The sequence below is a fragment of the Acinetobacter sp. ANC 5414 genome, from assembly GCF_013004295.1.
GTDB lineage: Bacteria > Pseudomonadota > Gammaproteobacteria > Pseudomonadales > Moraxellaceae > Acinetobacter.
The window spans coordinates 42637-60248 of sequence record NZ_JABERM010000010.1 but is presented as its reverse complement, the minus strand read 5'-3'; the positions used below and the strand labels follow the sequence as shown (position 1 = coordinate 60248).

Below are 17612 nucleotides of genomic sequence, written 5' to 3'. Positions count from 1 at the left end.
AGTCAGACATGACTTTATCCGATTACAATGAAATCCAGCAAGACTGGACCATTATTCAAATTTCAGACACACATTTGATGAATCAGGAAGATTTAGAATTTGTGCACATAAATCCTGAACAAAGCTTTCATGCCGTGATGAAGCAAATTCAGCAGCAATATCCAAATGTGGATGCGATCATTCATACCGGTGATTTAGCACAAGTGCCTGTGAAAGAAACCTATAGCCGTTATTTGGCATTTATGCAGCGTTTAGGTATCCCATTTTATCAAATTCCCGGGAATCATGACAATATTGATCTGTTCCCTTTCTACCATAATCAAAATCAGGTTCATGCGATTCATTTTGGCCCATGGAGCATGGTGTTATTAAATAGCGCTGTGCGTGGCAAAATTGATGGCTGGATTGAGGAAGAGCAACTGCAACAACTGGATCGAATTTTATCTAAATTCCAACAACAATTTGTGGTTGTTGCATGTCATCATCATCCTTTCGATATGCATTCAAAGTGGATCGATCAACATAAGTTGAAAAACACTGAAAATTTAACCGACATTTTAGCCAAGCACCCTAATGTGAAAGCGGTAATCAGTGGTCATGTTCATCAAGATGCCTTGAATGAATGGAAAAATATTCAGTTTTTTTCAACGCCTTCAACCTGTGTCCAGTTCAAACCTTTAAGTGATGATTTTGCACTCGATGAAGAAGCGCCGGGGTTTCGGGTGCTGCATTTGAAAGCAAATGGCGAGTTACAAACTGAAATTTATCGTACCGAAAAGGCGCAACAAAAAATTAATGTTGAAATTTCAGGTTATTAACTTTTCATTTTGCTTTTTTTCTATTACTTTATGGCTTCAAAAGGAAACGTGATAGATTGAATCCAGGCATCAAAGACTATCAAAAAGCACAAAAAGTCTATATGATGACGCCCCTCGAAGGAGAATCTCCTAAGAGTTGGATAAAAACACTTGCATATCACCATATTTTTTGCGTATAGATAATACGTATATGATGAGGAATGCCCTAAATGGCGAATGACAACCAAAATCAAGTCTTGGACGAACAAACTGATGTTGTAGACGAAAAATCTACAAAACGTGTGCGAAAAACCAAGCCAAAAGCGTCAGAAAGTGGTTCTACTGCTAGCTTATTTGGTATTGCACCTTATCAGCCGAAAAAAAATGAAGAATACATGTCCGAAGGACAGCTTGAGCATTTCCGCCAAATTCTGTTGGCATGGAAAGAAGAGCTAATGTCTGAAGTGGATCGTACCTTAAACACCATGCAGGATGAAAATACTGCATTACCTGACGTCAATGACCGTGCAACACAAGAAGAAGAGTTTGCCATTGAACTGCGTACACGTGACCGTGAACGTAAATTAATCCGTAAGATTGAGCAATCAATTGAAGCGATTAAAAACGATGACTATGGTTTCTGTGAAACGTGTGGTATTGAAATTGGTCTGCGTCGTCTTGAAGCACGTCCAACTGCAACCCTTTGTATTGACTGCAAAACTTTAGCAGAAATCAAAGAGAAGCAAAATAACGGTTAATTGCAGTTAATGCTTAATAATCCTCCCCTAACCCCTCCTTTAATTCAGGAGAGGGATAACAGGATGGCTTATGTGGGTCGGTTTGCGCCATCGCCAACCGGCCCTTTGCATTTTGGCTCACTGATTACGGCTGTCGCCAGTTATTGCGATGCACGTGCGCATCATGGCAAATGGCTGGTTCGGATTGAAGATACAGACATTCCGCGTATTTATCCCGGTAGTGAAGATCATATCCTGCGTTCAATTGAAGCCTTTCAATTTGAAGCTGATGCAGAAATCATTTTCCAAAAAGACCGCCTAGACATCTACGATGCGGTAATCGATCAACTGCATCAAAACCATCTGGTGTATGCCTGCCAATGCACCCGCAAAATGCTGGGTTCCAATCATATCTACGCGGGTACTTGCCGTGATTTAAATCTGCCTTTTGAGCAGCAAGCCATTCGTGTCAAAGTATCCGATCAAGAAATTTGCTTTAACGATCGCCTGCAAGGTAAGCACTGTTCCAATCTGCAACAAGACCTTGGAGATTTTGTGCTCAAGCGTCGGGATGGCATTATTAACTATCAACTGGCTGTGGTGGTGGATGATTATCTGCAAGGCATGACCCATGTGGTTCGTGGTGCAGACCTGCTAGATAATACTGAACGGCAAATCTGGCTGGGTTCGATACTTGGGTATCCAAAACTTGAATATATGCACCTGCCTTTAGCCATGAACGATCAGGGACAAAAGCTCTCTAAACAGAACATGGCGCAAGCCCTCGATCTCAACCACGCACCAGAATTACTCCAGCAAGCGATTCGCGCCTTGCATCAGCCAGAAGTCGATTTAGACACTCCAGCACACATGCTCAAGCAAGCAATTGCGCAGTGGGATACACAACAGATTCCACACACAATGCAACTGCAGGGCACTTATTTATAAAATCAAAAATGCGCTAAGCTAAAAGATAAACTTCAAAAAAGAGCTCAGTCTATGTTTTTTATTTTTGGAATGGGTCCGAGAACCAAAGTCATTCAGAAAAGTCAGTTTCTTTGCCCGGTATGTAGAACCAGAAGCGGATATGAATTAAAACAACAGCGTAATTATTTTTCTTTATTTTTTATCCCACTGATTCCCTTATCTAAAGCCAAAGGAGAATTTGTGAAATGTCTGAATTGTGGAACTGAAATGCCAAGCACAGTGTTAAACCATGCTCAGCCAGATTAAGGAATAATAGCCAAACTTAGAAACTCGCAAACTTAGAAGCTGGATTCTTCTTTACTTGGATTGGCTTTTTGCGTGGTGGCATCAATTTTTAAAATCAAACTGATCATCACTGCACACATAATTAACGATGAACCGCCATAACTAATAAACGGCAAGGTCAAACCTTTGGTGGGTAGCATGCCCATATTCATTCCTGCATTCACCAAAATTTGCAGTAGGAAAATAATACTGATGCCATAGGCCAAATAGCCTGCGCGCAAATATTGGTGTTGCAAAGCACGATGACCTATTTTAATACAGCACACCAGCATCACAAAGGACAAGACCAACACGGTACTGATACCAAAGAAGCCAAACTCTTCACCTAAAATTGCCAGCATAAAGTCGGTATGGGCCTCAGGCAGGTAAGACATTTTCTGGATACTATGTCCCAACCCCACTCCAACCCATTCCCCCCGACCAAAGGCCATCAGGGCGTTGGAGAGCTGATAGCCGGTGCCTAGGGGATCAGCCCAAGGATCGGTAAAAGATAGCGCGCGTTGTAAGCGGTATGGCTCAAAGATAATCGCAGCAGCTAAACCCAGAATAATCGCCAGCATGAAACCGATAAACTGGATTGGCGGTGCACCAGCTAAAAAGAACACCCCCAAAATCATCAAGACAATCACTGCAGTTGCACCCAAGTCCGGTTCTGCCAGAATCAAACCGACGGTAATCACCATGACTCCGCCCAAGCGGAACAGACCGGAGAGGTTATTTCGCACCTCTTCTGCCCTGCGCACCACGTAATCGGCGGTGAAAATGGCCATCATGACCTTGGCCACTTCAGAAGCCTGCAAGGTAAAGCCAGCGATCCGAATCCATCGGGTGGAACCATTGACTTCCGTACCGACCACTAAAACCACCGCCAACAACAGAATGGTCATAATCCAAAGTGGAAAGGTATTATTGAACCAGATATTCAACGACACTTTATAGGTTAAAAATGCGGCTACCGCAGCCACAAGAATTGAAATCCCATGTCGGATCACATAGTGAAATGCATTTTCATGTAACCGGTCTGCATAGGGCATCGACGCCGATGCCACCATGATTGAACCGATACACAGCAAGGCAATCACGCAAAAAATCAGCACATTACGCGGTGTAACTTCAGCGGGGATTTTAGCTCCCCACTCATTATAGACCTGATTAATTTTACTTATGGTCGTCTGAGCCAACCCAGCCATACAACGTTCCTTATCATTCTTCTAAGCAAGTGTGTTCACACATTCAACAAACTGGTGTCCACGTTCACTATAACCTTTAAACATATCAAAACTTGCACATGCAGGTGACAATAGCACCACATCATTGGCTTGTGTATGTTGCTGGCATAATTCCACCGCTTCTTTTAACGATTCCGCATGAAACAATGTCGTGGTTCCTGCAATAGCCGCTTCAATCACTGGTCGGTCTTCACCAATCAACACCGCCACTTTGGCATATTTGCTGAGGGCATCACGTAAGGCAGTGAAATCCTGCCCTTTACCTTGACCGCCTAAAATAATCGCCACTTTGCCCTGTTGCGGCTCAATGGCAGCCCCCAGACCGTCAATAGCAGCTAATGTTGCGCCAATATTGGTGCCTTTGGAGTCATTGTAATAACGTACGCCATTCACTTCTTTCACAAATTCGCAGCGGTGCTCCAAGCCTTTAAAGGTTTTTAAAGTGTTCAGCATCGACTCAAGCGGCAAACCAATCGCCTCGCCCAAGGCCAAGCATGCCAGAGCATTGGCAACGTTATGGGTGCCTTGAATGTACATGTCGGAACTTTTCAATAAACGCTCACGACCACGTGCCAACCAGATTGTGCCATCATCTTCTTTCAAGATGCCATATTGATTCATATCTGGAGCATTTAAACCAAAGCTTTGCATTGGTGTCGCATCTGGAACCAAAGGACGAGTCAGCGAGTCATCACGGTTAAACACCACTTTTTTCACACCTTGGAAAATACGGTGTTTTGCAGTGTGATAACCAAACATATCGCCATGACGGTCTAAGTGGTCTTCACTCAAATTAAGGACGACTGCGACTTCTGCGGCCAAATTAGAGGTAGTTTCCAGCTGGAAGCTGGAAAGTTCCAAAATATACAGTTCAGGATTATCCTTGGTTAAATCCAGTGCCGGACGTCCCAAGTTGCCACCGACTGCCACTTTAATTCCCGCATCTTTCGCCATTAAGCCAATCAGGGTCGTCACGGTACTTTTGGCATTTGAACCGGTGATTGCCATAATCGGCTTATCTGTGGCACGGCGTAAAATTTGAATTTCACTGACCACAGGAATGCCTTTGGCAACCGCGGCCTGAATTTCAGGAGTTTTTGGATCAAGCCCCGGACTAATCACAATTTCTTCGGCCTGTAATAACATCTCTTGATCGAGCTGACCAAAACTGGTTTGAACTTCGCTTGGAATTTGATCATGTCCTGGAGGCGTCTTTCGAGAATCAGTTACTGCAACGCGGTAGCCATTTTCATGTAAGAAATTTACTGCTGCAACACCTGAAATTCCGAGCCCTGCAACGACTTTTAATCCACCACGTTGTATTAACATTTTTACCCCATATCTTGGTATGTTTTTAAACTGACAAAATGTTAGCACTTTGCTCTTTTGAATGCTTTTTCTGTTTTGACTTTATGCCGCTTTTTTTGTGTCGGCGCGTAAAAAAACCGTCATAAAAAAGACGGTTTTTTTAAATTGAGCACAAACTCGGAATTTATTTCCACTTTACTGCCTGAACTTCCGGTTTAGTCTTAACCTTGTCGTCAGTTGTAGAACAACCACAACTGCCGCCACAGCCCGAAACCATGGCAGGCTTTAACCATTTGGCTAAAGTCAACCAGCCCTGCTTGGCACAAAGACTGGACAACTCCATGAAGACTGAGTTTGCCGTCTGAGGAAACACCTTTTTGAAGACCACAATTGCACTCCAAATCACCAATGCCGCAACAATCACAACTTCAATCATCTCAATCTCCTATGCAGATTATTTTCAGTCAACTGAACCCAATCCAATTAACCCAAATAGTGGGTTGCAATTTGATAGGTCAGGAAAGACATCAAATAAGCCAAACCAAATAAATAAGCGGTCATAAAGCTCACGGTTTTCCATGAACCGGTTTCACGTTTCACCGTTGCCAGTGTCGCCAGACAATGCGGTGCATAAATAAACCAGACCAATAGGGATAAACCGGTCGCCAGCGACCAACCAAGGCTGCCATCACTGCTAATGATAGATGCCAAACCTTGTGATATTGCATCATCATCGGTTGCAGACAAGGCATAAACCGTACCCAATGCGGCAACCACCACTTCACGTGCCGCCATCGCAGGAATCAAGGCAATACAGATCTGCCAGTTAAAGCCCAGCGGGGCAAAAATCGGTTGCATCAGGTGTCCGAGCATCCCTGCGAAAGAATAATCAATTGCAGGTAAAGTCGCGCCTTCTGGCGGTTGCGGGAAAGTACACAAGAACCAAAGCAAAATCGACAGCGCGAAGATGATGCCACCGACACGTTTCAAGAAAATTTTGGCGCGATCCAGCAAACCAATCCAAATGCTTTTCACATCTGGAAAACGGTAGCTTGGCAATTCCATCAGCAACATATGTTGTGATTTATCTTTTTGAAAGAATTTCAGAACGAAAGATACCATCAGCGCGCTGACAATCCCGGCCATATATAGGGCGAACAGCACCAAGCCCTGCAGGTTAAACACCCCCCAAACCATATATTCCGGAATAAAGGCAGCAATCAATAACGCATAGACCGGTAAACGGGCTGAACAGGTCATCAGTGGCGCAACGAAAATCGTGGTTAAACGATCGCGTGGGTCACTAATACTGCGGGTTGCCATAATCCCCGGGACTGCACAGGCAAAACTGGACAGTAACGGAATAAAGGCACGACCTGAAAGACCGGCTTTAAACATCAGTTTATCCAGCAAGAATGCAGCACGCGGTAAATAACCTGATTCTTCCAGGACTAGAATGAAGAAGAACAGAATCAAAATTTGTGGTAAGAACACCACCACACCACCCGCACCGGCGATAATGCCATCGACTACCAAGCTGTTCAGTAACGGATGCGATATGTGCTGTCCAACATATTCACCCAGCCAGCCAAAGAAGACTTCAATCCCATCCATAAACGGCGCAGCCCAGGCAAATACCGCCTGAAAAACCACAAACATCATCAGTGCCAGACTGACCAAACCGAAGACGGGATGTAAAAATATTTTATCGAGGAAGTCAGAGCGTTTATCTTCCTGCTCAACTGAATGCACCACATCATGCAAAATCGTAGTGACTTTTTGATGATTATTACCAGTCAAGCCACTGAGTTCGGTATGCGGGGTTGAATATTTACCTTGATCCAGCGCATTCATCAGGTTTTCAATGCCCGAATTACGCACCGCAACGGTTTCCACCACAGGAATACCTAAACGTTCCGACAATTTTTGCGTGTTGATTTGCATGCCACGGCGACGTGCTTCATCCATCATATTCAGCACAAGCAGAACTGGACGGCCCAGCTCGATCATTTCCAGAACCAGACCTAAATGCAGTTTCAGGTTAGTGGCATCGACCACACACAAGAACGCATCTTGTTGGCCTTCTTCGGCAATTTTACCTTGTACGACATCACGGGTAATCGCTTCATCCGGACTGGTGGCATCTAAACTATAAGTTCCAGGCAAATCCAGAACGCGAACCGGTTTACCCGACGGCAAGGTGAACTGCCCCACCTTACGTTCAACCGTGACACCGGCATAGTTGGCGACTTTTTGACGGGTACCGGTGAGATGGTTAAATAATGATGTTTTACCGCAGTTTGGGTTACCTACCAGGGCAATACGCAGCGCATCACTCATGCAGGTGCTCCCTCAAGATTAATTTCAATTTTTTCAGCTTCAACTTTACGCAGTGCGAATCGGGTAAATCCAACTTGAATCAAAATCGGGTCGCCACCAAAAATACCTTTGGTAATGACCTGTACTTTTGTGCCCGGAACAAAACCTAGAGTCTCTAAACGACTTGCCACTAAATCGTTTTGAGCAATATTGCCATCTAAAGTTCTGTTGACTTTGCTGATGATGGCTGTTTGTTTCACTTTTAAATCAGATAAACGCACCGCATCTAATCCTAAAATATTTTGAACAGTATACAAACAAATGAGAATAATTACCAAGTAAGGTTTATTCCAATTCTCATCTTGTTCTGTTACATCGACATTACTGCAGAATTGTTCTAAATTGGTCCAAGCCAAGAAAAACTTGGATTTTTCATTCAATGTAGAAGTGACATGCTTAATAAAAAACCTCGTATCCCTGCTCCTGTGAGCATTCCTGAACATTTAAGTTTTTTACAGGGTTTCCGAGATTATTTAATTGCACAAACCGTCAGTCCGCATACCCGCAATGCTTATCTGTCTGATTTGGTTCAATGTAGTGAATATAATCCCAGTTCAATGCCAGATTGGAACAGTGATGACATTTCCGATGTTCTATTAAGCCTGACCAAACAAGGCAAAAGCCCACGTTCGATTGCGCGATCACTTTCTGCACTGCGGTCTTTTTATAAGTTTTTACGTGAACAAAAACTGCGCTCTGACAATCCGGTTGCGACCCACAAAACGCCTAAAATTGGTCGTTCCCTGCCCAAAGATATTTCCGAACAGGAAGTCGAAGCTTTAATTCATGCACCCGATATTGAAACGGCTTTAGGTTTACGTGATCGCGCCATGCTTGAAGTGCTGTATGCCTGTGGATTGCGGGTAACTGAATTACTCAATTTGCGCCTTGAATTGATTAATTTGAAACAAGGCTATTTACGTATTGTCGGTAAAGGTAATAAAGAACGCTTAGTGCCTTTGGGGCAAGTGGCTTGTGAATGGATTGAAAAATACCTGAATGAAGCACGTTCCAGTTTGTATAAATCTGCCACCGACTATGTTTTTTTAACCCAGCACGGCGGCATTATGAGCCGACAAAATTTCTGGTATGCAATTAAACGCTATGCGCTACAAGCTGGGGTGCAGGCCGAATTATCTCCGCATACTTTACGGCATGCCTTCGCTACCCATTTACTCAATCATGGCGCGGACTTACGTGTCGTTCAGATGTTACTGGGTCACAGTGATTTATCGACCACGCAAATTTATACTCACGTGGCTCAAATCCGAATGCAACAACTGCATGCTACCCATCATCCGCGTGCTTAGCCTGATCTTCATTCATCATCTAAGATCAAGAAGTGTTAACGAGCGTGGCTTTTTTTTTGTTATGCTAAGCCACCAATTTTTATCTATAGCTAAAAGAAAGGGTTATTTATGTCATTTACCCGCTCAAAAATTTTTATTGCATGCACCTTGGCAAGCAGTCTGGTCATCACTGCTTGTTCCAACTCAAATCACGATGAAAAAAAGCAAGGTACTTTAACGGCTAGTGCACCCGCAACCGGACAGGCATCGAATATTTCCGAGCGCAATGCACAGCAGCGTTTGATTAACACACTGCAACAGCACTTTAAAAAAGCCAATATCAATGCCAAAGTTTTAGATATTAAAGCCACTGAAGTACCGAATCTGTATTGGGTCAATCTTGAAGGCATGTCATCGGTTTATGCCACCGCAGATGGGAAATACATTATTCAAGGTGATGTACTGCGTTTGGGCGATAGTAAAATTCATAATGTCAGTGAAAACCTGCAATCTGCTGCCAATAAAAAACTACTGGCGAGCTTAAAAACTGAAGACCTGCTGGTTTATAAAGCGCAAGGCAAAACCAAACATATTGTGTATGTATTTACCGATGCCAGCTGTCCGTATTGCCATAAACTGCATGAACACATGAGCGAAATTAATGCCAAAGGCATTGAAGTGCGTTATATCGCATGGCCACGTGGCGAACAGTTCATGCCAGCCATGGAAAGCGTGTGGTGTAGTGAAGATCGTCAGGCAGCCTTTAATCAAGCCATTGCCGGTGTGCCTCTTGCTCCTGCAACCTGTAAAAATCCAGTCCGGGCACAATACCAATTGGGTCTGAATATGGGCGTCAATGGTACCCCTGCGATTTATAATCAAGAGGGTGTTTACCTCGGTGGATACCTATCTCCAGAGGAATTAGCAGAGCGCTTAAATAACTAATTTTTATTCGTTAAATTACTGTTTTTTATAGTTGCAGATAAAGTTATTTCTTTCCTAGAGTCTCATGCTTTTTTTAGCTATGATCTAGGTTCGCTTAAAATTGATTAGATATTGGAGTGTGACGTGAAACCAGTTCGTCTGGCAATCCTCGGTCTTGGTACTGTAGGTGGTGGTGCCCTTAAACTTTTAAAAGAAAACGCTGCTGAGATTAGACGTCGCACCGGTCGAGAAATTGAAATTACCCATGTCGGTACACGTCGTCCGCGTCCTGATTTGGATCTTCCAGAATCTGTAAAACACAGTGCTGATCTGCTCGATATCGTTCGTCAGCCTGATGTCGATGTGGTGGTGGAAGTCATGGGCGGTATCCACCCTGCCTATGAAGTCATCATGGAAGCCATGAAACATGGCAAGCATATTGTGACTGCCAACAAAGCGCTATTGGCTGAACATGGCAATGAATTATTTAAAGCGGCCGAAGACAATGCCGTGCAGATTGCCTATGAAGCGGCAGTTGCCGGCGGCATTCCAATTATCAAAGTCATTCGTGAAGGTTTGGCAGCCAATAAAATTGACTGGTTGGCCGGTATTATTAATGGTACAGGCAACTTTATTTTAAGTGAAATGCGTGAAAAAGGTCGTGCTTTTGAAGATGTGCTGAAAGAAGCTCAAGAACTCGGTTATGCTGAAGCAGATCCTACCTTTGACGTCGAAGGGATTGATGCTGCACATAAACTGACTATTCTGGCTTCATGTGCATTTGGTATTCCACTACAGTTTGATAAAGTCTTTACTGAAGGGATTGGCAAAGTCACTGCACAAGATGTGAAATATGCAGAAGACTTGGGCTTCCGTATCAAACACTTGGGTATTGCACGCCGTACCGATGCCGGAATTGAATTACGTGTTCATCCGACTTTAATTCCAGATGATCAGCTGATTGCCAATGTCAACGGCGTGAAAAATGCAGTTCTGGTACAAGCCAATGCAGTCGGTCCAACCCTTTATTATGGTGCTGGCGCAGGTGCAGGTCCAACTGCTTCTGCGGTTGTCGCGGATGTGGTGGATATCGTTCGTGATATTATTTATACCGAAGATGGCGCCGGAACCATTCCGCAATTGGCCTTTGAAGCCTTAACTGATTTGCCGATTTTAACGCGTGAACAAATGACCACGGGTTACTACATTCGCATTAATGCCGAAGATCAAATGGGCGTCCTTGCAGATGTAACAACTATTTTGAGTCGTGCCGGAATCAGTATTGATGCCATCATGCAGCAACCGCGCTTAAAAGACCTTATTCCGATCGTGATTTTAACTGATCCTATCGTTGAATCAAAAATGGATGAAGCGTTAAAACAGATTCAAGCATTGCCTTTCATTCATGGCGAAATTGTACGGATTCGTTTAGAATCGCTTGATAATTAATCGGGTTGAGGGGAGTATTTCCCCTTGCCAAGCTCTACACACAATTGGAACATCATCATGTCTAATGCCAATCGTTATACTGGTTTAGTTGACCGTTATCGTGACCGTTTACCAGTATCTGCAACCACTCGTGCAATCTCTTTAGGCGAAGGTAATACGCCACTGATCAAGCTTGAGAACATTCCACGCATTATTGGTAAAGATGTTGAAATCTATGTGAAGTACGAAGGCTTAAACCCGACTGGTTCATTTAAAGACCGTGGTATGACCATGGCCGTAACCAAAGCGGTTGAAGAAGGATCTAAAGCCATTATTTGTGCCTCTACCGGTAATACCTCAGCTGCCGCTGCTGCTTATGCTGCACGTGCAGGCATCAAAGCATTCGTTTTAATCCCGGAAGGCAAAATTGCCATGGGTAAAATGGCACAAGCAATGATGTACGGTGCAATCACCATGCAAATTCGCGGTAACTTCGATGACGGCATGCGCTTGGTTAAAGAAGTGGCTGATCAAGCACCTGTAACCATTGTAAACTCGATCAACCCGTACCGTTTACAAGGTCAAAAAACCATTGCTTACGAAATTGTTGAAGCTTTAGGTCGCGCACCTGATTACCACTGCTTGCCAGTGGGTAACGCGGGTAACATCACTGCACACTGGATGGGTTATACTGAAGCAGTTGCCAACCAGCCGAAAGAACAGTTTGAGCAAGTGATTTACGATGCTGAAACAGATGCTTTCACTGGTCCTAAACCTGCCGGCCTTCCAATTATGGCAGGTTATCAAGCGTCTGGCGCTGCACCATTCCTACGTGGTGGCCCTGTTGCAAACCCTGAAACTGTTGCGACTGCCATCCGTATTGGTAACCCACAAAGCTGGAACCATGCGAAAGCGGTTGTTCGTGACTCGAATGGTTGGTTTGATGAATTGACTGATGCTGAAATTCTTGAAGCACAACGTTTACTTTCAATGTATGAAGGCGTGTTCGTAGAACCTGCGTCTGCAGCATCTGTGGGCGGTGCAATTCGTGACATTAAAGCGGGCAAAATTAAAGAAGGTTCAGTGATTGTTTGTACTGTGACTGGTAATGGTTTGAAAGACCCTGACACTGCCATCAAACAATGTTCTGATGCGGTCATGCTGTCGATTGATGCAACGATGAATCAAGTGAAAGACTCTATTCTTTCTAATATGTAATTCTTTTAGCATCATTAGAAATAAAAAAAAGCCCTGCAATTGCAGGGCTTTTTTACGCTATAAATAAAGCGATATTAGATCAACGAAATTAGATACGTTTTGGAAGTTGGCTTACCCAACTCATTAAACGGGTTGCATCATTGGTGCGTGCTTGGGAAGAATCTGCACCCAGCAATACGACAACCGCTGGACGATTATTTAATGTGGTATGCATGACCACACAACGCCCTGCTTCATTGATATAGCCGGTTTTTGAAATATTAATATTCCAGCCACCGTTACGCACCAAAGCATTGGTGTTGTTCGATTTCAATACCCGATAACCTAAATTAAAGTCGTAGGTCGGCGTAGTGGAGAACTGACGAATCAAGCCATATTGTGATGCCGCATTGACTAAAATCCCCAAATCACGTGCTGAAGCGACATTTCCTGGATGCAAACCCGTTGATTCTAAATAATGGGTTGAATTCATACCCAAGGATTTGGCTTTAGCATTCATCGCACTCACAAAAGCGGCCCGACCACCTGGATAAGTCCGGGCTAAAGCAGCTGCTGCTGGATTTTCAGATTTCATCAAAGCAAAAAGCAAGGCTTCTGCACGGTTCATGCTGTCACCGGCACGCAAAGTTGAACTTGAGCTTTTACAACCTGAACAAGAAAAGTCTGCTTGTTGCAAAGTGATCTTTTCCGACATATTCAAACGTCCGTCCGAGATCACCACTGCGGTCATGAGTTTAGTAATGGATGCGATCGGGAAAGCAGTATTACTATTTTTACTGTATAAAACTTCGCCTGTTTGACCATCCATCACTAAAGCAGCACGTGCATTGACAGAGGGTTGATCACCAAAGCTTGAATTATTCAGAATTTGTACAGTTTTAGGTGCAGACTGTTTAACCACACCATTAGAACTACGCACCGAAGTGGTAATTTTAGTTGAACCTTGTGGTGTAGGTTCTTCGCTCAATGTCGAAACATCGCCATTGAGTAATTGTTTGGCCTCTTCAGAAGACCAATTTAAAGCAGCTTGACCTGTGCCTCCAGAAGCATCCATGATAAGTTCTGCAAAACTGCTAGAACTCATGCTCAGTAAGATGGACATACCCAGCACATGCATTAAAGACTTGTTTGAATTTTTCACGATGGTTTACTCAACTCATGGAGGCAAGATACATTTGTGTATTACCTCAAATATGCCTTACATTTAAACACAAAGGTGAACATCTTTTATGCATAAACCTTTATGCTTAACATTTCATTTAAAGATTAATAATAGGATTGCTAATTTTGTCATTTCATTGCAAGCTTATTTTGCTTTATGTAACAAAAAAATTGCTTTTTTTATATGAGGGGAGAAATAGGTGATCACAGTTTTAGTAGTAGATGATCATGAATTAGTACGTACCGGGATTTGCCGAATGCTCGAAGACCATGCGGATGTTCAAGTGATTGGTCAGGCTGAATCTGGGGAAGAAGCGATTACCTTAGTCCGTCACCATCATCCGAATGTAGTTTTACTTGATGTGAATATGCCGGGTATCGGTGGGGTAGAAACCACCCGCCGTCTGTTGCAAAGTGCACCTGAAACCAAAGTTGTCGCTGTAAGTGGCCTGGCTGAAGAACCTTATCCGTCATTGTTGCTTAAAGCAGGCGCTAAAGGTTATATCACCAAAGGCGCACCGGTGACTGAAATGGTTCGTGCCATCAATAAAGTCATGCAAGGTGGCAAATATTTCAGTGCAGACATTGCCGAGCAACTGGCCAGTTCATACCTTTCAGATACCCAACAATCACCATTTGATGCACTCTCTGAACGTGAAATGCAGGTTGCGATGATGGTGGTGAATTGTATTAGTGCACAAGAAATTGCCGATAAACTTTTTGTCAGTGTCAAAACCGTGAATACTTATCGTTATCGTATCTTTGAAAAGTTAAATTTAGATAGTGATGTAAAACTGACTCACTTAGCCATTCGTTATGGGCTGATTAAACCTTAATGCTTTTGATTGAGCTTTCTAGAAGACATGCATGACGCAAAACACCAAAAATTTTGAGTTTAATCAGTATCATTTAGGCATCTGGTATGGCGCCTACAGACTGATTATTGCGACATGTCTTCTGCTGATTTTTTCACTCACTTACCCACAGTTAAATACAGATTACCGCTATCCACAGCTCTATCTTTACGTACTCATTTGCTTTGTAGCGATAGGCTGCATGCAACTGCTGAGTCTAAAAAAAATACGAGCCAACATTCCACAACAACTGACGCTGTTATTTGCTGTCGATGTGATTGCTTTAAGTTTACTGACTTTAGCGTTGGATGGTCCGAATCTGCATGTAAGTCTGCTCTTCGTGATTACCATTTTTGCCGCTTCTTTATTATTAGATGCAAAAAAAGCCTTAATCATTACCCTCTTTGCTGTTATTAGCGTGATTTATCAAATCTTTTTAGGCAGCATTTTTGATTTTTCTTCACTCAATAATATTGGCAATAGTGCCTTATTGGCTTTTCTGTTTTTTGTGGTCTATGGCAGTGCTCAAGTTGCGGTACGGCGTTTCCAATTGCTGGAAAATTTGAATTTTTCTCAATCTTTGGAACTCAATCGACTGCAAAATCTGAACCGTTATATTCTGGAACAAATTGAACTCGGTTATCTGGTTTTAGATGAAAACTGTCATATCGTGCTGAGTAATCCTGCGGCGTGCATGCTGTTAGGGATTCCCCCACTCTATGCCTATGACAAATCTCCTTTATACAAAATACAGCCTGATTTATTTGAATTAATTAAATTTGAGCAACTTCAGGATGGTGAAAAATTTCAATTCGAGTCACAGCTGAGCCGTTATCATATGCATATCGAAGTGCAAAAATTAATGGTTCCCCATCAAACCCTCACCCTGTTGGTGCTGCAAGATGCCGGCAAACTCAATCAAAGGGTACAACAATTAAAACTGGCTGCTTTAGGACAACTATCTGCCAGTATTGCGCATGAAATTCGCAATCCCTTGGCTGCGATTGTTCAAGCCAACGAACTGTTGCTAGATAGCGATCCAGATCAACAAAATCTATTAAGCCAGATGATTTCAAAGCAAGCACAGCGTATTGATCGTATCATCCAAGACACCCTGAATATGGTGCGAAATAGGGAAACCCATCCGGTACTGATTCAACTGAATCAATTTATCCCGCAAATGATCCAAGAGGATTTATCTGATATCATCCAGCAAATTCGATGCACGATACAAAATAAAATTTCGATTACTTTTGATGAAGCACAATTTCGCCAAGTTCTGATTAACCTGATTCGTAATGCCATTCGTCATAATTCACCTGAACACTCTCATATTGAGTTAAACATTTACTCACATGAATCCAATGTCCGAATTGAAGTCCGCGATTTTGGCACAGGTGTGGCATCCAAAAACTTAAGCTATTTATTTCAACCTTTTTTTAGTACCGAAATCACGGGAACTGGTTTAGGATTGTACTTATCACATAGTTTTTGTGAAGCAAACCAAGCAAAACTTAACTATGTAGAACAAAAACAAGGGGCATGCTTTCAAATAGAATGCCTACGTGTTGCTTTAAATTAATATTGCTGGGGTGTAATTGTGGAAAGACAACCACTTGTTTTATTGGTGGATGATGAGGAAGATTTGTGTACGCTGATGCAAATATCTTTATCACGCATGGGCATCAAAACGCATATCGCACATCGTCTTGAACAGGCGAAAAAATGCCTTTCCGATCATCAATATGATGCCTGTTTAACCGATTTAAATTTACCGGATGGTAATGGTCTGCAATTGGTAGAATGGATTGGCCAACATTCTCCAGCCCTACCTGTGGCTGTGCTGACCGCATATGGCAATATGGAAATTGCGATTGCGGCATTAAAAGCAGGTGCTTTTGATTTTGTCAGTAAACCCATCAATCAGAAACATTTGGAACAACTCTTACAAAAAGCGTTGAACAAACCGATCGAAAATTTCCAAAGCAAAGAAGATCGTCTGGAACAAAAATTATTGATTGGACAATCACTCCCCATTCAACAATTACGCATTACTTTAAATAAAATTGCCCGCTCTCAGGCGCCTGTATTTATTACCGGTGAATCCGGAACCGGAAAAGAAGTCATTGCTAATCTGGTGCATCGTTTAAGTAATCGTAATGAAGGCCCTTTTATTGCGATTAACTGCGGTGCCATTCCAACTGAACTGATGGAAAGTGAACTGTTTGGGCATAAGAAAGGCAGCTTTAGCGGAGCGACTCAAGACAAACAAGGTCTGATTCAATCTGCGCACGGTGGGAGTCTGTTTCTGGATGAAATTGCTGAACTGCCTTTAACCATGCAAGTTAAACTGCTTCGTGCCGTACAGGAAAAACGGATTCGTCCAGTCGGCTCAGATACTGAAATTGATGTCGATTTCCGGGTGATTAGTGCCAGCCATCAAGACTTAGACGCATTGGTGCAACAAGGCAGATTTCGACAAGATTTATTCTTCCGTATTCACGTGATGGATCTGGTGCTTCCGCCACTGCGTGAACGGGGTGATGATATTATTTTATTGGCGCATCATTTTATTCAGAAGATTAGCCAAGAATGGGATATTCCGCAAAAACAACTGACTGAACGTGCAAGAAACTTTTTGCTGAGCCAATATTATCCCGGCAATGTTCGTGAGCTGCGTAATATTATTGAACGCGCCATCACCCTAAGTGATGAAGATAAAATTGACCTACAGCATTTACAAAGTGCACCGTTGCGTTATCCATCAGCCCCATCATTAGATCATCAGCAAGAATCTAGCTCTGCTTTTCGTAGTGACATTCTGGTTTCTTCTAAAAAGTTACCCGATGAAGGTTTAGAGCTTTATCTGGAAAATATTGAAAAAGATATTTTACTCAATGCCTTAAATTTAACCCATTGGAACAGAACGCTGGCAGCCAAAAAACTGGGCATGTCTTTTCGCTCTTTGCGTTACCGCTTAAAGAAATTTGGCTTAGATACTGATGATGAATAAACT

Annotated in this window: 17 protein-coding genes; 11 read left to right on the top strand and 6 right to left on the bottom strand. The window is 42.9% G+C overall.

All coding sequences use genetic code 11. The features are described from left to right. Nucleotides 1-8 precede the first annotated feature (8 nt). From cpdA to HLH18_RS06050, 4 genes are all read left to right on the top strand, one after another. Nucleotides 9-818, top strand: coding sequence for a 3',5'-cyclic-AMP phosphodiesterase (cpdA, locus tag HLH18_RS06065; protein WP_171546160.1), 810 nt, complete (start codon nucleotides 9-11; stop codon nucleotides 816-818). Between the two features lie 209 nt (nucleotides 819-1027). After that, a complete protein-coding gene (gene dksA, locus HLH18_RS06060) occupies nucleotides 1028-1555 on the top strand; it encodes an RNA polymerase-binding protein DksA (RefSeq protein WP_067722416.1) in 528 nt (175 codons plus the stop codon). Between the two features lie 9 nt (nucleotides 1556-1564). Then, nucleotides 1565-2482 (top strand): tRNA glutamyl-Q(34) synthetase GluQRS, encoded by a 918-nt coding sequence (gene gluQRS, locus HLH18_RS06055; protein ID WP_171546159.1) that lies wholly within the window; start codon nucleotides 1565-1567, stop codon nucleotides 2480-2482. 51 nt (nucleotides 2483-2533) lie between these two features. Then, nucleotides 2534-2767 carry a zinc-ribbon domain-containing protein gene (locus HLH18_RS06050; protein ID WP_171546158.1) on the top strand — a complete coding sequence of 78 codons (234 nt, stop codon included), beginning with the start codon at nucleotides 2534-2536 and terminating at the stop codon, nucleotides 2765-2767. Nucleotides 2768-2799: 32 nt separating this feature from the next. Here HLH18_RS06050 and ftsW read toward each other — a convergent pair whose 3' ends face one another. The 5 genes from ftsW to HLH18_RS06025 form a co-directional block, all read right to left on the bottom strand. Further along, nucleotides 2800-3996, bottom strand: coding sequence for a putative lipid II flippase FtsW (gene ftsW / locus HLH18_RS06045; RefSeq protein ID WP_131289493.1), 1197 nt, complete (start codon nucleotides 3994-3996; stop codon nucleotides 2800-2802). A 21-nt stretch (nucleotides 3997-4017) separates the two neighbouring features. Continuing rightward, a complete protein-coding gene (gene murD / locus HLH18_RS06040; RefSeq protein WP_171546157.1) occupies nucleotides 4018-5364 on the bottom strand; it encodes a UDP-N-acetylmuramoyl-L-alanine--D-glutamate ligase in 1347 nt (448 codons plus the stop codon). 163 nt (nucleotides 5365-5527) lie between these two features. Then, nucleotides 5528-5779, bottom strand: coding sequence for a DUF6587 family protein (locus HLH18_RS06035; RefSeq protein WP_171546156.1), 252 nt, complete (start codon nucleotides 5777-5779; stop codon nucleotides 5528-5530). Between the two features lie 47 nt (nucleotides 5780-5826). Next, nucleotides 5827-7683, bottom strand: a complete 1857-nt coding sequence (gene feoB / locus HLH18_RS06030; RefSeq protein ID WP_171546155.1) for a ferrous iron transporter B — start codon at nucleotides 7681-7683, stop codon at nucleotides 5827-5829. Further along, entirely contained in the window at nucleotides 7680-7943 is a 264-nt protein-coding gene (locus HLH18_RS06025) for a FeoA family protein (protein WP_131289590.1), read from the bottom strand. The genes feoB and HLH18_RS06025 overlap by 4 nt, the downstream gene beginning before the upstream one ends. 171 nt (nucleotides 7944-8114) lie before the next feature. Between HLH18_RS06025 and xerD the strand changes: the two genes are divergently transcribed. The 4 genes from xerD (at nucleotide 8115) to thrC (ending at nucleotide 12581) form a co-directional block, all read left to right on the top strand. Further along, entirely contained in the window at nucleotides 8115-9032 is a 918-nt protein-coding gene (xerD, locus tag HLH18_RS06020) for a site-specific tyrosine recombinase XerD (protein ID WP_171546154.1), read from the top strand. Between the two features lie 108 nt (nucleotides 9033-9140). Then, a complete protein-coding gene (locus HLH18_RS06015) occupies nucleotides 9141-9956 on the top strand; it encodes a DsbC family protein (protein WP_171546153.1) in 816 nt (271 codons plus the stop codon). A gap of 123 nt (nucleotides 9957-10079) precedes the next feature. After that, nucleotides 10080-11384, top strand: a complete 1305-nt coding sequence (locus HLH18_RS06010) for a homoserine dehydrogenase (protein ID WP_131289505.1) — start codon at nucleotides 10080-10082, stop codon at nucleotides 11382-11384. A 57-nt stretch (nucleotides 11385-11441) separates the two neighbouring features. Further along, the gene (thrC, locus tag HLH18_RS06005; RefSeq protein WP_171546152.1) at nucleotides 11442-12581 is read left to right on the top strand and encodes a threonine synthase; all 1140 of its coding nucleotides are present in this window, start codon (nucleotides 11442-11444) and stop codon (nucleotides 12579-12581) included. Between the two features lie 88 nt (nucleotides 12582-12669). Here the strand turns inward: thrC and HLH18_RS06000 are convergent, their stop codons facing one another. Next, entirely contained in the window at nucleotides 12670-13722 is a 1053-nt protein-coding gene (locus tag HLH18_RS06000) for a serine hydrolase (protein WP_131289509.1), read from the bottom strand. A gap of 220 nt (nucleotides 13723-13942) precedes the next feature. Between HLH18_RS06000 and gacA the strand changes: the two genes are divergently transcribed. From gacA to HLH18_RS05985, 3 genes are read left to right on the top strand one after another with little or no spacing between them, the layout of a single operon-like run. Beyond that, on the top strand, nucleotides 13943-14578 hold the full coding sequence (gene gacA, locus HLH18_RS05995; RefSeq protein WP_131267965.1) for a response regulator transcription factor GacA: 636 nt from the start codon (nucleotides 13943-13945) through the stop codon (nucleotides 14576-14578). 31 nt (nucleotides 14579-14609) lie between these two features. Further along, complete coding sequence (locus HLH18_RS05990) at nucleotides 14610-16178, top strand: sensor histidine kinase (protein ID WP_171546151.1); 1569 nt, start codon at nucleotides 14610-14612, stop codon at nucleotides 16176-16178. Between the two features lie 15 nt (nucleotides 16179-16193). Beyond that, on the top strand, nucleotides 16194-17609 hold the full coding sequence (locus HLH18_RS05985; RefSeq protein WP_502708113.1) for a sigma-54-dependent transcriptional regulator: 1416 nt from the start codon (nucleotides 16194-16196) through the stop codon (nucleotides 17607-17609). Nucleotides 17610-17612 lie beyond the last annotated feature (3 nt).

Bases quoted from the DNA above. Each gene is read 5' to 3' on its own strand.
- murD (WP_171546157.1), bottom strand. From the start codon at position 5,364: ATGTTAATACAACGTGGTGGATTAAAAGTCGTTGCAGGGCTCGGAATT.
- HLH18_RS05990 (WP_171546151.1), top strand. From the start codon at position 14,610: ATGACGCAAAACACCAAAAATTTTGAGTTTAATCAGTATCATTTAGGC.
- ftsW (WP_131289493.1), bottom strand. From the start codon at position 3,996: ATGGCTGGGTTGGCTCAGACGACCATAAGTAAAATTAATCAGGTCTAT.
- gluQRS (WP_171546159.1), top strand. From the start codon at position 1,565: ATGCTTAATAATCCTCCCCTAACCCCTCCTTTAATTCAGGAGAGGGAT.
- feoB (WP_171546155.1), bottom strand. From the start codon at position 7,683: ATGAGTGATGCGCTGCGTATTGCCCTGGTAGGTAACCCAAACTGCGGT.
- thrC (WP_171546152.1), top strand. From the start codon at position 11,442: ATGTCTAATGCCAATCGTTATACTGGTTTAGTTGACCGTTATCGTGAC.
- HLH18_RS06015 (WP_171546153.1), top strand. From the start codon at position 9,141: ATGTCATTTACCCGCTCAAAAATTTTTATTGCATGCACCTTGGCAAGC.
- HLH18_RS06050 (WP_171546158.1), top strand. From the start codon at position 2,534: ATGTTTTTTATTTTTGGAATGGGTCCGAGAACCAAAGTCATTCAGAAA.
- dksA (WP_067722416.1), top strand. From the start codon at position 1,028: ATGGCGAATGACAACCAAAATCAAGTCTTGGACGAACAAACTGATGTT.
- HLH18_RS06035 (WP_171546156.1), bottom strand. From the start codon at position 5,779: ATGATTGAAGTTGTGATTGTTGCGGCATTGGTGATTTGGAGTGCAATT.
- xerD (WP_171546154.1), top strand. From the start codon at position 8,115: ATGCTTAATAAAAAACCTCGTATCCCTGCTCCTGTGAGCATTCCTGAA.
- cpdA (WP_171546160.1), top strand. From the start codon at position 9: ATGACTTTATCCGATTACAATGAAATCCAGCAAGACTGGACCATTATT.